The organism is Peribacillus simplex (assembly GCF_001542915.1).
Lineage (GTDB): Bacteria > Bacillota > Bacilli > Bacillales > DSM-1321 > Peribacillus > Peribacillus simplex_B.
In genome coordinates, this window is sequence record NZ_LNNH01000011.1 from 1 (window position 1) to 15,525 (window position 15,525).

The 15,525-nt window shown below is 45.2% G+C and carries 14 protein-coding genes, 1 rRNA gene and 1 other annotated feature; all 15 genes read left to right on the forward strand.

Going from position 1 to position 15,525, the window contains the following annotated elements:
* Nucleotides 1–116: 116 nt before the first annotated feature.
* Nucleotides 117–232, forward strand: a 5S ribosomal RNA gene (gene rrf / locus AS888_RS04810).
* A 303-nt stretch (nt 233–535) separates the two neighbouring features.
* Nucleotides 536–997 carry a CtsR family transcriptional regulator gene (locus AS888_RS04815; RefSeq protein WP_061141076.1) on the forward strand — a complete coding sequence of 154 codons (462 nt, stop codon included), beginning with the start codon at nt 536–538 and terminating at the stop codon, nt 995–997.
* A gap of 21 nt (nt 998–1,018) precedes the next feature.
* The gene (locus tag AS888_RS04820) at nt 1,019–1,570 is read left to right on the forward strand and encodes a UvrB/UvrC motif-containing protein (protein ID WP_061141077.1); all 552 of its coding nucleotides are present in this window, start codon (nt 1,019–1,021) and stop codon (nt 1,568–1,570) included.
* A complete protein-coding gene (locus AS888_RS04825) occupies nt 1,567–2,643 on the forward strand; it encodes a protein arginine kinase (protein WP_061141078.1) in 1,077 nt (358 codons plus the stop codon). Before AS888_RS04820 ends, AS888_RS04825 begins: the two co-directional genes overlap by 4 nt.
* A gap of 128 nt (nt 2,644–2,771) precedes the next feature.
* Nucleotides 2,772–5,213, forward strand: coding sequence for an ATP-dependent protease ATP-binding subunit ClpC (clpC, locus tag AS888_RS04830; RefSeq protein ID WP_061141079.1), 2,442 nt, complete (start codon nt 2,772–2,774; stop codon nt 5,211–5,213).
* 196 nt (nt 5,214–5,409) lie between these two features.
* The gene (radA, locus tag AS888_RS04835) at nt 5,410–6,798 is read left to right on the forward strand and encodes a DNA repair protein RadA (RefSeq protein WP_061141080.1); all 1,389 of its coding nucleotides are present in this window, start codon (nt 5,410–5,412) and stop codon (nt 6,796–6,798) included.
* Nucleotides 6,799–6,800: 2 nt separating this feature from the next.
* Nucleotides 6,801–7,874, forward strand: a complete 1,074-nt coding sequence (gene disA, locus AS888_RS04840; protein WP_061141081.1) for a DNA integrity scanning diadenylate cyclase DisA — start codon at nt 6,801–6,803, stop codon at nt 7,872–7,874.
* 220 nt (nt 7,875–8,094) lie between these two features.
* On the forward strand, nt 8,095–9,189 hold the full coding sequence (locus AS888_RS04845) for a PIN/TRAM domain-containing protein (RefSeq protein ID WP_061141082.1): 1,095 nt from the start codon (nt 8,095–8,097) through the stop codon (nt 9,187–9,189).
* Between the two features lie 20 nt (nt 9,190–9,209).
* Nucleotides 9,210–9,893 carry a 2-C-methyl-D-erythritol 4-phosphate cytidylyltransferase gene (ispD, locus tag AS888_RS04850; protein ID WP_061141083.1) on the forward strand — a complete coding sequence of 228 codons (684 nt, stop codon included), beginning with the start codon at nt 9,210–9,212 and terminating at the stop codon, nt 9,891–9,893.
* Nucleotides 9,894–9,907: 14 nt separating this feature from the next.
* Complete coding sequence (ispF, locus tag AS888_RS04855; RefSeq protein ID WP_061141084.1) at nt 9,908–10,387, forward strand: 2-C-methyl-D-erythritol 2,4-cyclodiphosphate synthase; 480 nt, start codon at nt 9,908–9,910, stop codon at nt 10,385–10,387.
* 90 nt (nt 10,388–10,477) lie between these two features.
* Nucleotides 10,478–11,935 (forward strand): glutamate--tRNA ligase, encoded by a 1,458-nt coding sequence (gene gltX, locus AS888_RS04860; RefSeq protein WP_061141085.1) that lies wholly within the window; start codon nt 10,478–10,480, stop codon nt 11,933–11,935.
* 42 nt (nt 11,936–11,977) lie between these two features.
* Nucleotides 11,978–12,226, forward strand: a binding site (T-box leader).
* Nucleotides 12,227–12,308: 82 nt separating this feature from the next.
* Nucleotides 12,309–12,959, forward strand: coding sequence for a serine O-acetyltransferase (gene cysE, locus AS888_RS04865; protein ID WP_061141086.1), 651 nt, complete (start codon nt 12,309–12,311; stop codon nt 12,957–12,959).
* Nucleotide 12,960: 1 nt separating this feature from the next.
* Entirely contained in the window at nt 12,961–14,358 is a 1,398-nt protein-coding gene (cysS, locus tag AS888_RS04870; protein WP_061141087.1) for a cysteine--tRNA ligase, read from the forward strand.
* A gap of 3 nt (nt 14,359–14,361) precedes the next feature.
* Nucleotides 14,362–14,784 (forward strand): Mini-ribonuclease 3, encoded by a 423-nt coding sequence (locus tag AS888_RS04875; RefSeq protein WP_061141088.1) that lies wholly within the window; start codon nt 14,362–14,364, stop codon nt 14,782–14,784.
* The gene (gene rlmB, locus AS888_RS04880) at nt 14,781–15,524 is read left to right on the forward strand and encodes a 23S rRNA (guanosine(2251)-2'-O)-methyltransferase RlmB (RefSeq protein ID WP_061141089.1); all 744 of its coding nucleotides are present in this window, start codon (nt 14,781–14,783) and stop codon (nt 15,522–15,524) included. Before AS888_RS04875 ends, rlmB begins: the two co-directional genes overlap by 4 nt.
* Nucleotide 15,525: the final 1 nt, after the last annotated feature.

Consider the following 15,525-nt stretch of genomic DNA (forward strand, 5'->3'; position numbering starts at 1 on the left):
AAGCGTGGCGACATGTGGAGCTGACTGATACTAATAGATCGAGGACTTAACCAACGCTTTAAAAAATGAAAGGCCTTCTTATTATCTAGTTTTGAAGGAACAACGTTCCTGATATGTTTGGTGGCGATAGCGAAGAGGTCACACCCGTTCCCATTCCGAACACGGCAGTTAAGCTCTTCAGCGCCGATGGTAGTTGGGGGTCTCCCCCTGTGAGAGTAGGACGCCGCCAAGCCATTAGAAAAAAGATCAGCCACCTCGGCTGGTCTTTTTTCGTTTTGATTTGAATATTTCGGGTAGATATTTCCCATTTCTAGCAGATGAAACGATAAAAGAGATGAAAATTTGAGGTTTTTGATTTGAAGGATTAGGGTAAGCATGTAAGATATTTAATTTTTCGTGTCCAACGGAGTATGCAATTACATATAATTTGGAGAAAATGGATAGTAGAGAAAGAAAGTGCGTTTAAGTTGCAAAATGCATTTTTCGTTGTATAATAATAGTCAAATATAGTCAAAGTCAGATTGGAGGAGGCTGAGTGAGAAACATATCTGATGTTATCGAAACTTATTTAAAGCAAGTACTGGAAATAAGTCAAAAAGATATCTTGGAAATTAAAAGAAGTGAAATAGCGGATAAATTTCAGTGTGTTCCTTCTCAAATCAATTACGTAATCAATACCAGGTTCACGATCGAAAGAGGTTATGTTGTAGAGAGTAAGCGTGGAGGCGGCGGTTATATCCGGATCATGAAAGTGGAGTCACAAGATTACGTGCAGCTTATCAACCAATTATTATCACTTATAGGTCCCAGGGTCACTCAATCCATGGCCGAAGGAGTAATAGCCCGGCTGATGAATGAGGAAGTCATTAATGAAAGGGAAGCAAAGATCATGATGAGCGTGATTGATAGATCGGTGATTTATATCGACCTTCCTGACCGTGATGAACTTCGGGCAAGAATTATAACGGCGATGCTTACGACTTTAAAATATAAATGAAAATGGCAGAGGTGATGAAGGATGATTTGCCAAGAATGTCATCAAAGGCCTGCTACCCTACACTTCACCAAAATCATCAATGGAAAAAAGACTGAAATCATGATTTGCGAGAAATGTGCTCAGGAAAAAGGTGAGATGGTCGTGGATGCAGGAGGCCATGGTTTTTCAATAAATAATTTATTAGCAGGATTGTTGAATATCGAGTCGAATATTCAACAGACAAAGGCAAATGCATTTTCTAAAACGGAAGAGAGGCGTTGCCCGCATTGTCATCGATCCTATAAGGAATTTGTCCATATCGGAAAGTTCGGCTGTGCTGAATGTTACCAAACATTCAATGAACAGTTAAACCCCATTTTAAAGAGGGTGCACAGCGGCAATACAGCCCACATAGGAAAAATCCCAAAACGGGTTGGTGGCACCATATATCTGCGAAAGCAAATTCTCGATCTGAAAGACGTATTAAAGGGTCACATCGACCAAGAGGAGTTCGAAAAGGCGGCAGAGGTCAGGGATAAAATTCGCTCCCTTGAAAAAAGGTATGAAGCACAAGAGGGAGGCGAGGAAATATGAGCTTGGAAAAGTTTGTAGAAAATGCCTTGAGCTCCTGGATGAGTGCAGAAGGACCTGAAATCGATATTGTATTGAGTTCAAGGATTCGATTGGCCCGAAATTTCAAAGACTTTACCTTCCCAACCTCCTTTTCTAATGAAGAAGCTAAAAAAATCATTGAATTGGTGAAAAAAAGAATTGAAGAGGAAGTCACTCCTGAGATTGGCAAGTTGGAGCTTCTGGAAATTGACCAGCTGCAGCCACTGGAAAAGCGTGTACTGGTCGAAAAACATCTAATCAGTCCCAATTTAGTTGAAGGATCAGCCAAAAGTGCTTGTCTTCTTTCGGAAAATGAAGAAATAAGCATCATGATAAACGAAGAGGATCATCTTCGCATCCAGTGCTTAAAGTCGGGCTTGCAGCTGAAGGAAACATTAAAGATTGCAAATCTTCTTGACGATTGGATTGAAGAATCCATAGACTATGCATATGATGAAGAAAGGGGATACCTAACGAGTTGCCCAACCAATGTGGGTACAGGGTTAAGGGCTTCGGTCATGATGCATTTGCCGGGCCTTGTGCTAACGCAGCAAATGAATCATATCATACCGGCGATCAACCAACTGGGATTGGTGGTCCGGGGGATATATGGGGAGGGCAGCCAGGCATTAGGGAATATCTTTCAAATTTCCAACCAAATTACCCTTGGGAAGTCCGAAAGGGATATCGTTGAAGATCTAACCAGTGTCGTCCAACAAATCATTGCCCAGGAACGGTCTGCAAGGGATGCATTAGCGAGGACGTCTCACATACAATTAGAAGATCGGGTCTTTCGCTCCTATGGGATATTATCCAATGCTCGCATCATAGAAACGAAGGAAGCTGCTACCTGTATCTCGGATGTTAGGCTAGGTATAGATTTAGGGTATATAAAAAATATTTCCAAAAGCATACTAAATGAGTTGATGATTTTGACACAGCCAGGATTTTTACAAAAGTACGCGGGTGGATCTTTAAAATCCCACGAAAGGGATATCCGTAGGGCAGCACTCATTCGAGAACGCTTGAATTTCACGGAAACTTCCTCCTCTTGAGGTCCTTGACCTAGAGTGAGTACCTATATTCCTGTAATGGATGCGGGGGAAGCAGCAGCCCCTGCCATTACTTAGAGGATTGTCAGCAATTTAATTCAAAACGAAAAATTCTTAAGGAGGAATTCCCTATGATGTTTGGTCGTTTTACTGAAAGAGCCCAGAAAGTATTAGCATTGGCGCAAGAAGAGGCAATCCGCTTAGGACATAATAATATCGGCACGGAACATATTTTGCTTGGCTTGGTACGAGAAGGCGATGGCATTGCCGCCAAAGCGTTATATGCGCTCGGTCTGGGGCCGGAAAAAATTCAAAAAGAAGTGGAAAATTTGATAGGCCGCGGACAGGATGCGGCGCAAACGATCCATTACACTCCAAGAGCCAAGAAGGTCATTGAGCTTTCCATGGATGAAGCTAGAAAGTTAGGTCATTCATACGTGGGGACAGAGCATGTACTGCTTGGTCTGATAAGAGAAGGCGAAGGTGTGGCAGCCCGAGTATTGAATAATCTCGGAGTGAGCCTGAATAAAGCCCGTCAACAAGTTCTCCAGCTTTTGGGCAGCAACGAATCCGGCGGTCATCAAGGTTCAGCGGCTTCCAATGCAAGCACGCCGACACTGGATGGCCTCGCTCGCGACTTAACGGCGATTGCACGGGAAGGAAGCCTGGATCCGGTGATTGGCCGAAGCAAGGAAATTCAGCGTGTCATAGAAGTATTGAGCCGTCGTACAAAAAACAACCCTGTCTTGATCGGTGAACCAGGGGTGGGTAAAACGGCCATCGCCGAAGGTCTTGCCCAACAGATCATCAATAATGAAGTACCGGAAATCCTGCGTGATAAACGCGTTATGACACTCGATATGGGTACCGTTGTCGCTGGTACGAAATACCGCGGTGAATTCGAAGATAGATTGAAGAAAGTAATGGATGAAATCCGCCAGGCTGGCAATATCATTTTATTCATCGATGAATTGCATACACTGATTGGTGCCGGCGGGGCAGAGGGTGCCATCGATGCTTCCAATATCCTTAAACCATCCTTGGCCCGCGGTGAATTGCAATGTATCGGGGCGACAACTTTGGATGAATACCGTAAGTATATCGAAAAGGATGCAGCGCTTGAACGCCGCTTCCAGCCGATCCAAGTTGATGAACCGACGATGGAAGAATCGATTCAGATCCTCAAGGGGCTGCGTGACCGTTATGAAGCCCATCACCGCGTATCGATTACTGATGAAGCGATCGATGCAGCAGTCAAGTTATCAGACCGTTACATTTCGGATCGGTTTTTACCGGATAAAGCGATTGACTTGATTGATGAAGCCGGATCCAAGGTTCGGCTGCGCTCATACACAACGCCGCCAAACTTAAAGGAACTTGAAGTGAAGCTGGATGATGTCCGGAAGGAAAAGGATGCTTCCGTTCAGAGCCAGGAATTCGAAAAAGCTGCTTCGCTTCGCGATACGGAACAACGCTTAAGAGAACAATTGGAAGAAACGAAAAAGACTTGGAAAGAAAAACAAGGGCAAGAGAACAGTGAAGTGACCGTGGATGATATTGCCCACGTCGTATCCAGCTGGACCGGTGTTCCTGTTACGAGACTGGCCCAAACGGAGTCCGATAAACTGCTTAACATGGAATCGATCCTCCACGATCGCGTGATTGGTCAAGAAGAGGCCGTCATTGCCGTTTCTAAAGCAGTACGTCGTGCAAGAGCAGGCTTGAAGGATCCTAAACGCCCAATTGGTTCGTTCATCTTCCTTGGGCCTACAGGGGTCGGTAAAACCGAACTTGCCCGTGCTTTAGCTGAATCCATCTTTGGGGATGAAGATGCCATGATCCGCATTGATATGTCCGAATATATGGAGAAACATTCGACTTCGCGCCTGGTTGGATCGCCTCCAGGATATGTTGGATACGAAGAGGGCGGACAATTAACCGAAAAAGTGCGAAGGAAACCATACTCCGTGGTTCTGCTTGATGAAATAGAAAAGGCACATCCCGATGTCTTCAATATCCTTCTGCAAGTACTGGAGGACGGGAGGCTGACAGATTCGAAGGGACGCACTGTCGATTTCAGGAATACGATTCTGATCATGACATCGAATGTAGGGGCGTCTGCACTAAAAACCGATAAGTATGTCGGGTTCAACATCCAGGATACTGGCCAGGATTACAAAAATATGAAGGGCAAAGTGATAGAGGAGCTTAAACGAGCATTCCGTCCTGAATTCCTGAATCGTATCGATGAAACCATCGTTTTCCACTCACTGGAGAAGGATCATTTAAAACAAATCGTGACCTTAATGTCCAATCAACTGACGAACCGCTTGAAAGAGCAGGAAATCTTCTTGGAGCTGACGGATGCGGCCAGGGAAAAAATTGCGACGGAAGGCTTCGATCCAGAATATGGGGCACGGCCAATCCGCAGGGCGCTTCAAAAGCATGTAGAGGATTACCTTTCCGAAGAGCTGCTTAAAGGGAACGTGAAAAAAGGGCAAACGGTCGTGATGGACGTTGTGAATAATGAATTTGCCATCAGGCAAGGCGAGCCTGTCAACGTAAGTGAATAACCATATTCCTAACTTCGAGGTACACGCAGATATTTTTGCCGTGTACCTCTGTTTTTTATCCATAGGTAGAAATGAGCATAGAAGAACAGGGCACATAGGGTGTTTTTTTAAAAAACTTAACGTTAAGAAGGATTAAATAAAACAAAGATATAATATCCTTACTATAGGCATTTTTCAAAAAGGAAGAGGAGTTATTATGGCAGTGAAGAAGAAAACCAAATTCATGTGTCAGTCTTGCGGATATGAATCTGCGAAATGGATGGGGAAATGCCCAGGCTGCGGTGAGTGGAACAAGATGATCGAGGAAACTGAAATCGTGAAACCGGCGAGGAAAGGCGCCTTCACCCATTCGGAGGTTAGAACCTCTGGGGAACGTGAAAAGGCTGCGCCAATAACGACCATTCAGTCTGAAAAAGAACCGCGGATCAAGACGGATTTAATGGAACTGAATCGTGCCCTTGGCGGCGGGATCGTCCAGGGGTCGCTTGTTTTAATTGGAGGTGATCCGGGTATCGGGAAATCGACACTCCTTCTGCAGGTATCTTCCCAATTGGCACATAAGCAGAAAAAAGTGCTGTATATATCTGGTGAAGAATCAGTCAAGCAGACCAAATTGAGGGCCGACCGGCTGGGGAGCATGTCGGAAAACCTGTACGTTTATGCGGAAACGGATATGGACTATATCCAACAGGCGATTTCAGAGGTGAAACCGGATTTGGTGATAATTGATTCCATCCAAACGGTGTACCATTCGGAGGTTACATCTGCGCCGGGAAGTGTATCGCAAGTGCGCGAATGCACAGCTTCACTGATGCGCATCGCTAAAACGAATGGAGTGGCTATTTTCATCGTCGGGCACGTAACGAAGGAAGGGGCGATTGCAGGCCCGCGTCTGCTTGAGCATATGGTGGACACCGTATTATATTTCGAAGGCGAAAGGCACCATACATATCGAATTATCCGGGCGGTCAAAAACCGTTTTGGTTCGACGAATGAGATGGGGATCTTTGAAATGAAAGAACATGGTTTGGAGGAAGTGGCCAATCCATCGGAAATATTCCTTGAAGAACGGTCCCAAGGAGCGTCAGGTTCCACCGTCGTTGCCTCGATGGAAGGAACCAGGCCGGTGCTGGTAGAAATTCAGGCGTTGATTTCACCTACGAGCTTTGGAAATCCAAGGAGAATGGCGACAGGAATCGACCATAATCGTGTTTCGCTTCTCATGGCAGTCCTGGAAAAAAGGGTGGGCTTGCTGCTGCAAAACCAGGATGCGTACTTAAAGGTGGCTGGCGGCGTTAAGCTCGATGAGCCGGCAATCGACCTGGCTGTCGCGATCAGCATCGCTTCGAGCTTCCGTGATAAACCAACGAACCCAACCGATTGCATCATTGGGGAAGTGGGGCTCACAGGGGAAGTGAGAAGGGTTTCGCGAATAGAGCAAAGAGTGCAGGAAGCGGCAAAGCTTGGATTTAACCGGGTGATAATTCCCGCTAATAATATCGGGGGATGGACCGCGCCGAAAGGTATCAAGATCGTCGGGGTTTCATCGGTTTCGGAGGCTCTTCAACATTCGTTAGGGGGTTAAGTATGACAGATAAAAAAGGGTATGAAAAAACAAAGCTGGAGATTCTGCAAATCGTGGCTCCAGGCACCCCGCTCCGGGAGGGCATTGAAAATGTACTGAGAGCAAACACGGGCGGCTTGATCGTCGTGGGATATAACGAGAAGGTGCGAATGATCGTGGATGGCGGCTTCCAAATCAACTGTTCCTGTACGCCGAGCACATTGTATGAGCTGGCGAAAATGGACGGGGCCATCATTTTGAATGAGAAAGCCGATACGATCATCTTTGCCAATGCCCAATTGGTGCCGGATAATAGTACACCCTCGACTGAAACGGGGATGCGGCACCGGACGGCGGAACGCGTCGCAAGGGAAACCAAGTCGTTGGTCATTGCGATCTCCCAACGGCGCAATGTCATCACGTTATATCAGGGGAATTTCCGGTATGCCCTCAAAGATATAGGAGTCATACTGGCCAAGGCCAATCTAGCCATTCAAACCTTGGAAAAATACAAGGTGGTCCTCCAGCAGAGCATCTCGGTATTGGGAGCGCTCGAATTTGAGGAAATCGTGACCTATGCCGATCTTTTGCAGGTATTTCACCGCTATGTAATGGTTCTCAGGATCAAGGCGGAGCTGCTTACCTACCTGAATGAGCTTGGTACCGAAGGAAGGCTGATCCGTCTGCAAATGAATGAAATCCTGGCAGATATAGAAACGGAGGGAAAATGGCTCATCAAGGATTATACCTCCAGAAATGACGAAAAACCTGAAGAAATCATTTATCGGCTTCAAGAACTGGCCATGCAGGAAAAACTGGATGAAAGCATCCTCCTTAAGGTTTTGGGCTATCATGGATATATACACCTTGATGAAGCCGTGCATCCCCGCGGTTATCGCATCCTCCATAAAATCCCGCGGCTGCCGGTATTGATCATCGAAAATTTAGTGAATCAGTTCGAAAGCTTTAGCGAAGTCAACAAAGCTTCGGTTGAAGACCTTGATGATGTTGAAGGCATTGGGGAAGTCCGTGCCAATAAAATTAAAGAGGGTCTTCGCATTTTAAAAAACCAGCTGGTCACAAATAGAAGGATGTAAAGCTTAACTTCAAAAAATTCCTATATTAGCTTGAAATTGATTGGCGCTTATTTTTGACACCCAAAACCCAGGGTGCTAGGCTAATATTACGAAAAAGAGAAGAGTCATATTTGTAAATCCACTAAATCCTTAAGTGAATTTCACGTATATAATGAAAACGAATTTTCGAAGGTTTCATTTTATTTTATTGGTCAATAATGAGTAGAGGGAGGTGAAAGGGATGTTAAAACGCATTATACAAGCATGCTTCTTAATAGTCGGCGGAACTCTTGGTATGATACTCATTCCTGAATTATTAGTTGTTTTACATGCAGATGATATTGCTTTATTAAACAATCCTTATGTAAGTGTACTGTTGGGTGCCATTATCTTTTATCTTATTACTTTTTGGGCAGTAGATCATGTGATCTATTTTATGAAGTGGCTGGAGGAACAGCTCGTTAAGATACCGATTACGGACATCATTTTTGGCAGTGTCGGTCTTTTGGTCGGACTGCTCGCGGCGTTTTTGGTTGGCTACGCGTTCAGTGCCATCGGTGTTCCCATTTTAAATACGGTCGTTCCGATCATCCTTACGCTTTTGTTCGGATATCTCGGGTTCCAGGTCGGCTTTAAAAAACGCGATGAGCTATTGAATTTATTCACGAAAAGTAATAAGAAAAAGAATGCCGATGGTGAGGCAGGTGAGGATGAGGAAGGGTATAGCAAGCGGCTGAAGATTCTCGATACAAGCGTCATCATCGACGGCAGGATTGCGGATATCTGTCAAACGGGCTTTCTGGAGGGCACGATCGTCATCCCTCAATTCGTTTTGAATGAACTGCAGCATATTGCAGATTCATCGGATGCCTTGAAAAGGAATCGCGGCAGACGAGGCTTGGATATCCTGAACAGGATTCAGAAAGACCTTCCGATTAAGGTGGAAATGTACGAAGGTGACTTTGAAGACATTCAGGAAGTGGACAGCAAACTTGTGAAGCTTGCCAAAATATCAGGCGGAATGGTCGTTACAAACGATTTCAATTTAAATAAAGTATGCGAGTTTCAAAATGTGGCAGTCCTTAATATCAATGACCTGGCCAATGCGGTTAAACCTGTTGTACTTCCTGGCGAAGAGATGAATGTACAAGTCATTAAGGATGGTAAAGAGCAGAACCAAGGCATTGCCTATTTAGATGATGGTACGATGATCGTGGTCGAGGGCGGACGTGACCATATCGGAAAACGCATTGATGTCCTTGTCACAAGTGTGCTGCAAACATCTGCAGGCCGAATGATATTCGCTAAACCGAAACTATTAGAAAAAGCATTATAAGAAGAGTAGGAGAAACCGTTATGTTTTATGATGTAGTGATACCTGCAGCTGGACAAGGGAAACGAATGAAGGCTGGCAAGAATAAATTGTTTATTGAACTATCGGGCATCCCGATTATTGTCTATACGCTCCGTGTCTTTGAAGATGATCCCAACTGCCGAAAAATCATCCTTTCGATAAACCCGGCTGAAAAGGATCATTTCAACCAGTTGATGGCCGCTTACGGGATTAAGAAGGTCAAGGAACTCGTCAAAGGCGGCGGGGAGCGCCAGCAAAGCGTTTATAATGGGCTGCAACATGCAGGAGAAGAAATCGTCCTTGTGCATGACGGGGCCCGTCCTTTTATCAATCAAGGGCAGATCAGTGATTTATGTGAGGCGGCTTCCCTTCATGGCGGAGCAGTCATTGCTGTCCCCGTTAAGGATACGATTAAAAGGGCGACGGATAATAAGGTATTGGAAACGGTGGAACGATCAAGCTTGTGGGCGGTACAAACTCCACAAGCTTTTCGTGCATCCATCTTGAAGCGGGCGCATGAACAGGCGGAGGCAGAAGCCTTTTTAGGGACGGACGATGCAAGTTTGCTAGAACGGATCGATGAACAGGTAGTTATTATTGAGGGCAATTATGATAATATTAAAATTACGACTCAGGAAGATCTTTATTTTGCAGATGCGATTTTACATAAACAAAAAAGAAAATGATTGGGGATATTGATATGTTTCGAATTGGACAAGGATATGACGTTCATCAACTTGTTGAGGGAAGGCCACTAATTATCGGCGGCATTACGATCCCGTATGAGAAGGGGCTGTTAGGACATTCCGATGCGGATGTTCTTTTGCATACAGTTGCCGATGCCTGCCTAGGGGCAATTGGAGCAGGGGATATCGGTAAGCATTTCCCGGATACCGATCCGGAATTTAAAGATGCCGATTCGGCAAAGTTGCTGCGCCATGTTTGGGCAATCGTAAAGAAAGAAGGATATGAACTGGGCAATGCCGACTGTACAATCATCGCCCAAAGTCCAAAAATGGCACCGCATATTGAGGATATAAGGGTCAGGATAGCGGAGCTTCTCGATACCACGACAGATAGAATCAATGTAAAGGCGACCACTACGGAGAAACTTGGTTTTACGGGCAGAAGCGAAGGGATAGCGGCACAGGCTGTCGTCTTATTGGTTAAATCAAACTAAATTCGTTTTTAGAGTGGATGCCTTTATCCAATCGTCCATAAATGATAAAATGAACAATAGAAAAGAACGACTGGGAGGTCTATTTATATCATGAGCAGCGATATTCGAGTTCGCTATGCACCGAGTCCGACTGGACATTTACATATAGGGAATGCACGGACGGCATTATTCAATTATCTATACGCACGAAACAAGGGCGGGAAATTCATCATCCGCATTGAAGATACCGACCAAAAAAGAAATATTGAAGGCGGCGAGGAAAGCCAGCTTAAATATTTAAAGTGGCTTGGCATCGAATGGGATGAAGGCGTTGATGTCGGCGGCGAATATGGTCCGTATCGTCAGTCTGAAAGGAATGACCTTTATCAGGAGTTGTATCAGGAGCTTTTGGATAAGGGCTTGGCTTATAAATGCTATTGCACGGAAGAGGAGCTTGAAGCAGAACGCGAAGGTCAGGTCGAGCGCAATGAAACACCGAAGTATTCAGGAAAGTGCAAGCACTTAACCGAGGAGGAGCAAGCGGAATTAGTTGCTGAAGGAAGAAAGCCTAGCATCCGTTTTGCCGTTCCTGCAGGGGAAGTCCTTACTTTCAAGGATATGGTCAAGGATGACGTTTCGTTTGAAACGGATGGTTTTGGTGATTTTGTCATCGTCAAAAAGGATGGCGTTCCGACTTATAACTTTGCGGTAGCTGTCGATGATCACTTGATGAAGATATCCCATGTACTTCGCGGGGATGATCATATTTCCAACACGCCGAAGCAAATGATGATCTATGAAGCATTCGGCTGGGAGCCGCCGGTATTCGGCCATATGACACTGATCGTGAATGAAAGCAGGAAGAAGCTAAGTAAACGGGATGAATCGATCATTCAATTCATTGAGCAATATGAAGAACTTGGTTACCTGCCTGAGGCCTTATTCAATTTCATTACATTACTTGGCTGGTCTCCGGTCGGGGAAGAAGAAATCTTCACGAAGGAAGAATTCATTAATATTTTCGATGCAGATCGATTGTCCAAATCACCGGCACTTTTCGATAAGCAAAAGCTTACGTGGATGAATAATCAGTATGTGAAGCAACTGGATGCTGATTCGGCAGTGGAATTGTCATTGCCCCACTTGATTGAAGCCGGAAAGGTTTCCGAATCAATGACAGCAGATGAGAAAGAGTGGGTACATGGCCTTGTGTCCCTTTATCAAGAGCAGATGAGCTTCGGGGCGGAAATCGTTGAGCTATCCCAACTGTTTTTCAAGGATGAGGTCGAGTTCGAAGCGGAAGCGAAGGAAGTGCTGGCAGAGGAACAAGTACCGGAGGTCATGAAGGCTTTCCTTCAGGAAATCGAGGGTCTGGAAGAGTTTAGTGCCGATGAAATCAAGAAGTCGATTAAAGCGGTCCAAAAAAGCACCGGCCATAAAGGGAAAAAGCTATTCATGCCAATTCGGGCTGCCGTTACCGGTCAAACACATGGTCCTGATTTGCCTAAGGCGATATCGTTATTGGGTAAGGAAAAAATTAAACAACGGCTACAGAGTATTTTATATTAACAATTAGTCAAAAATGTAATATAGTATTTAATAATCTTACAAAAGAACGCGTAGATGGGGAGAAGTAAGGAAACGATGCTTTTTAGAGAGAACCATAACCTGCTGAAAGTGGTTTAAGCCTCTCGTTTTCCGAAATGCACCCTTGAGTCCTTTGCTGAACTAACTTATAGTAGGCACAGGCGGAATGTCCTCCGTTACAAGGATTAAAGTTGGGGATGGAAAGACAGGGTTATGATGAACCTGCTTCGTACATGCCAAACAGAGTGGAACCGCGCTTGAAGCGTCTCTGTCTATTTCGACAGAGACGCTTTTTTATATGCATAAAAAGCTAATGGGAGATGCAGGAGAAGTACGGAACATAGGGGGGATCATTTTGTTCAAGATGTTTAAAGAGGATATCGAAGTGGTTTTTGATCAAGACCCTGCTGCGCGCAGCTATTTGGAGGTCATCTTGACTTATGCGGGTTTACATGCAATCTGGAGTCATAGGATGGCACACGCCCTGTTTAAGAAGAAGTTTTTTTTCCTGGCGAGAAGCATATCCCAAGTCAGCCGCTTTTTTACCGGGATCGAAATCCATCCAGGGGCCACCATCGGCCGACGCTTCTTCATCGACCACGGAATGGGAATCGTCATCGGCGAGACGTGCGAGATTGGTGATAATGTATCTGTCTTTCAAGGCGTAACCCTTGGCGGGACAGGAAAGGAAAAGGGGAAACGTCATCCGACGATAAAGGATAATGTGCTGATTGCAACAGGAGCAAAGGTTCTGGGTTCGATCACTATCGGGGAGAACTCCAAAATCGGTGCGGGATCGGTCGTTTTAAAGGAAGTTCCGCCTAATTCAACCGTGGTTGGCATTCCAGGCAAAGTGGTCATTCAAGATGGCATCAAAATCAAAAAAGACTTAAATCATTGTGATCTTCCGGATCCGATCGCCGACCGCTTCAAGGAAATGGAAAGTGAAATCAGGTTCCTGAAAGCGAAAATGGCCGAACAGAAGCAGGAAGAAAGGAGTTTATAATATGACGATTAAAATTTATAACACGGCTACCAGAAAAAAAGAGACCTTCGTCCCGATGGAAGAGGGTAAGGTGAAAATGTATGTATGCGGTCCAACTGTCTATAATTACATCCATATTGGCAATGCCAGACCGGCAATCGTGTTTGATACGGTTCGCAGGTATTTGGATTACCGTGGATATGATGTTCATTTCGTTTCCAATTTCACGGATGTCGACGATAAACTGATCCGCGCGGCAAAAGAGTTGGGGGAAGATGTCCCGACCATATCCAAGCGCTTCATCGAGGCATATTTCGAAGATGTATCTGCACTGGGTTGCAAAAAGGCGGATGCCCACCCTACCGTAATCGAGAACATGGATGCTATCATTGATTTCATCTCGACACTGATTGAAAAAGGATTCGCTTATGAATCCGAGGGGGACGTGTATTTCCGGACTCGTAAGTTTGACGGCTATGGCAAGCTTTCGCACCAGTCGATCGATGAGCTGCGAGTGGGGGCCCGTATTGAAATCGGCGAGAAAAAACAAGATGCCCTTGATTTCGCCTTGTGGAAGGCGGCCAAGGATGGTGAAATTTCTTGGGAAAGCCCTTGGGGAAGCGGACGTCCTGGCTGGCATATCGAATGCTCCGCAATGGTCAAAAAGTATTTGGGCGACACAATCGACATTCATGCTGGAGGTCAAGACCTTGCCTTCCCGCATCATGAAAATGAGATTGCCCAATCTGAAGCACTGACAGGCAAGACCTTTGCGAATTATTGGATGCATAATGGGTATATAAATATTGATAATGAAAAAATGTCTAAATCGTTAGGGAATTTCGTTCTTGTTCATGACATCATCAAGAATCATGATCCACAAGTGTTACGGTTCTTCATGTTATCGGTCCATTATCGCCATCCCATCAATTATAGTGAAGAGGTGCTTGAAAATGTCAAGGCAGCCCTCGATCGTCTGAGGACATCTTATCAAAACTTAAAGCACCGTCTTCAGGCAAGCGACGGATTGACCGAAAACAATGAGGCCTGGATCGCGAAGGTTAATGAATTACAAGACCAGTTCATTGCTGAAATGGACGATGACTTCAATACAGCCAATGCGATTTCCATCCTTTTTGAACTATCCAAACAGGCAAATTATTACTTGATGGAGAAAAATACACATAAGGAAGTCATTGATGCTTTCCTTGAAAAATTCAGTACCCTATTTTCTGTCCTGGGTCTGTCCCTGGAAGAGGAGGGGCTGTTGGATGAAGAAATCGAAGGCTTGATCCAGCAAAGAATACAAGCGCGTAAGGACCGTGACTTCGGGCTATCTGATGAAATTCGTGACCGCTTGAAAAGCATGAATATCATATTAGAGGATACCCCTCAAGGTACAAGATGGAAAAGAGGGTAAGGAATGCTTCATTACGATAGTAAGATAGATGCAAAAATGCTGAACAGTCTTGCTTTAGCTTATATAGGTGATGCCGTATACGAAACGTATATCCGGCATCACCTCATTCAAAACGGAGCGGTCAAGCCCAATCTGCTGCACAAGAAAGCTACGTCTTTTGTAGCGGCTAAAGCTCAAAATAAAATCATCCATTTTTTCTTGGAGTCGGATTGGTTATCGGAAGAGGAATCAGCTGTCGTTCGGCGGGGCCGAAATGCGAAATCCGGTTCTGTCCCGAAGAATACGGATGTGCAAACGTATCGCTACAGTACAGCCTTTGAGGCACTGATGGGCTATTTATATTTATCGGGCCGAATTGAAAGAATGGAAGAACTCATAAAAAAAGCTATTGAATACATTGAAGAAGAAAAGGGGCGGAACCCATGAGTGAAGAATATATCATCGGCAGGAACCCCGTTTTGGAAGCTCTTCGCTCCGAACGGGATATTAATAAAATTTGGATAGCGGAGGGGTCGCAAAAAGGCTCGATGCAGCCGCTAATTGGTTTGGCGAAGGAAAAGAAGGTATTCATGCAGATCGTCCCGAAGAAAAAAATTGACCAAATGGTTGAAGGCATCCATCAAGGAGTTGTCGCACAAGTTGCGGCATATGAATATGTGGAATTGGATGACTTATTCGCAAAAGCGGCAGAACGGGAAGAAGCACCTTTTTTCATGATTCTTGATGAAGTAGAAGATCCCCATAATTTAGGTTCGATCATGAGAACGGCTGATGCAGTCGGGGCCCATGGAATCATTATTCCGAAAAGAAGAGCGGTGGGCTTAACGGCAACCGTGGCGAAGGCTTCGACGGGTGCGATTGAGTATATCCCGGTGGCACGCGTCACCAATTTGGCGAGAGCGGTGGAAGAGTTGAAAGAGCGCGGTGTATGGATTGTCGGTACTGACGCGAAAGGCAGCGATGACTACCGTAACATGGATGGAAAGATGCCGATCGGCCTCGTCATCGGAAGTGAAGGAAAAGGGATGGCCCGGTTAATGAAAGAAAAATGCGATTTCCTCATCCGTTTGCCTATGGCTGGCCAAGTAACGTCGTTAAATGCATCAGTCGCAGCCGGATTACTGATGTATGAGGTCTATCGCAAAAGAAATCCTTTAGGACAATAAT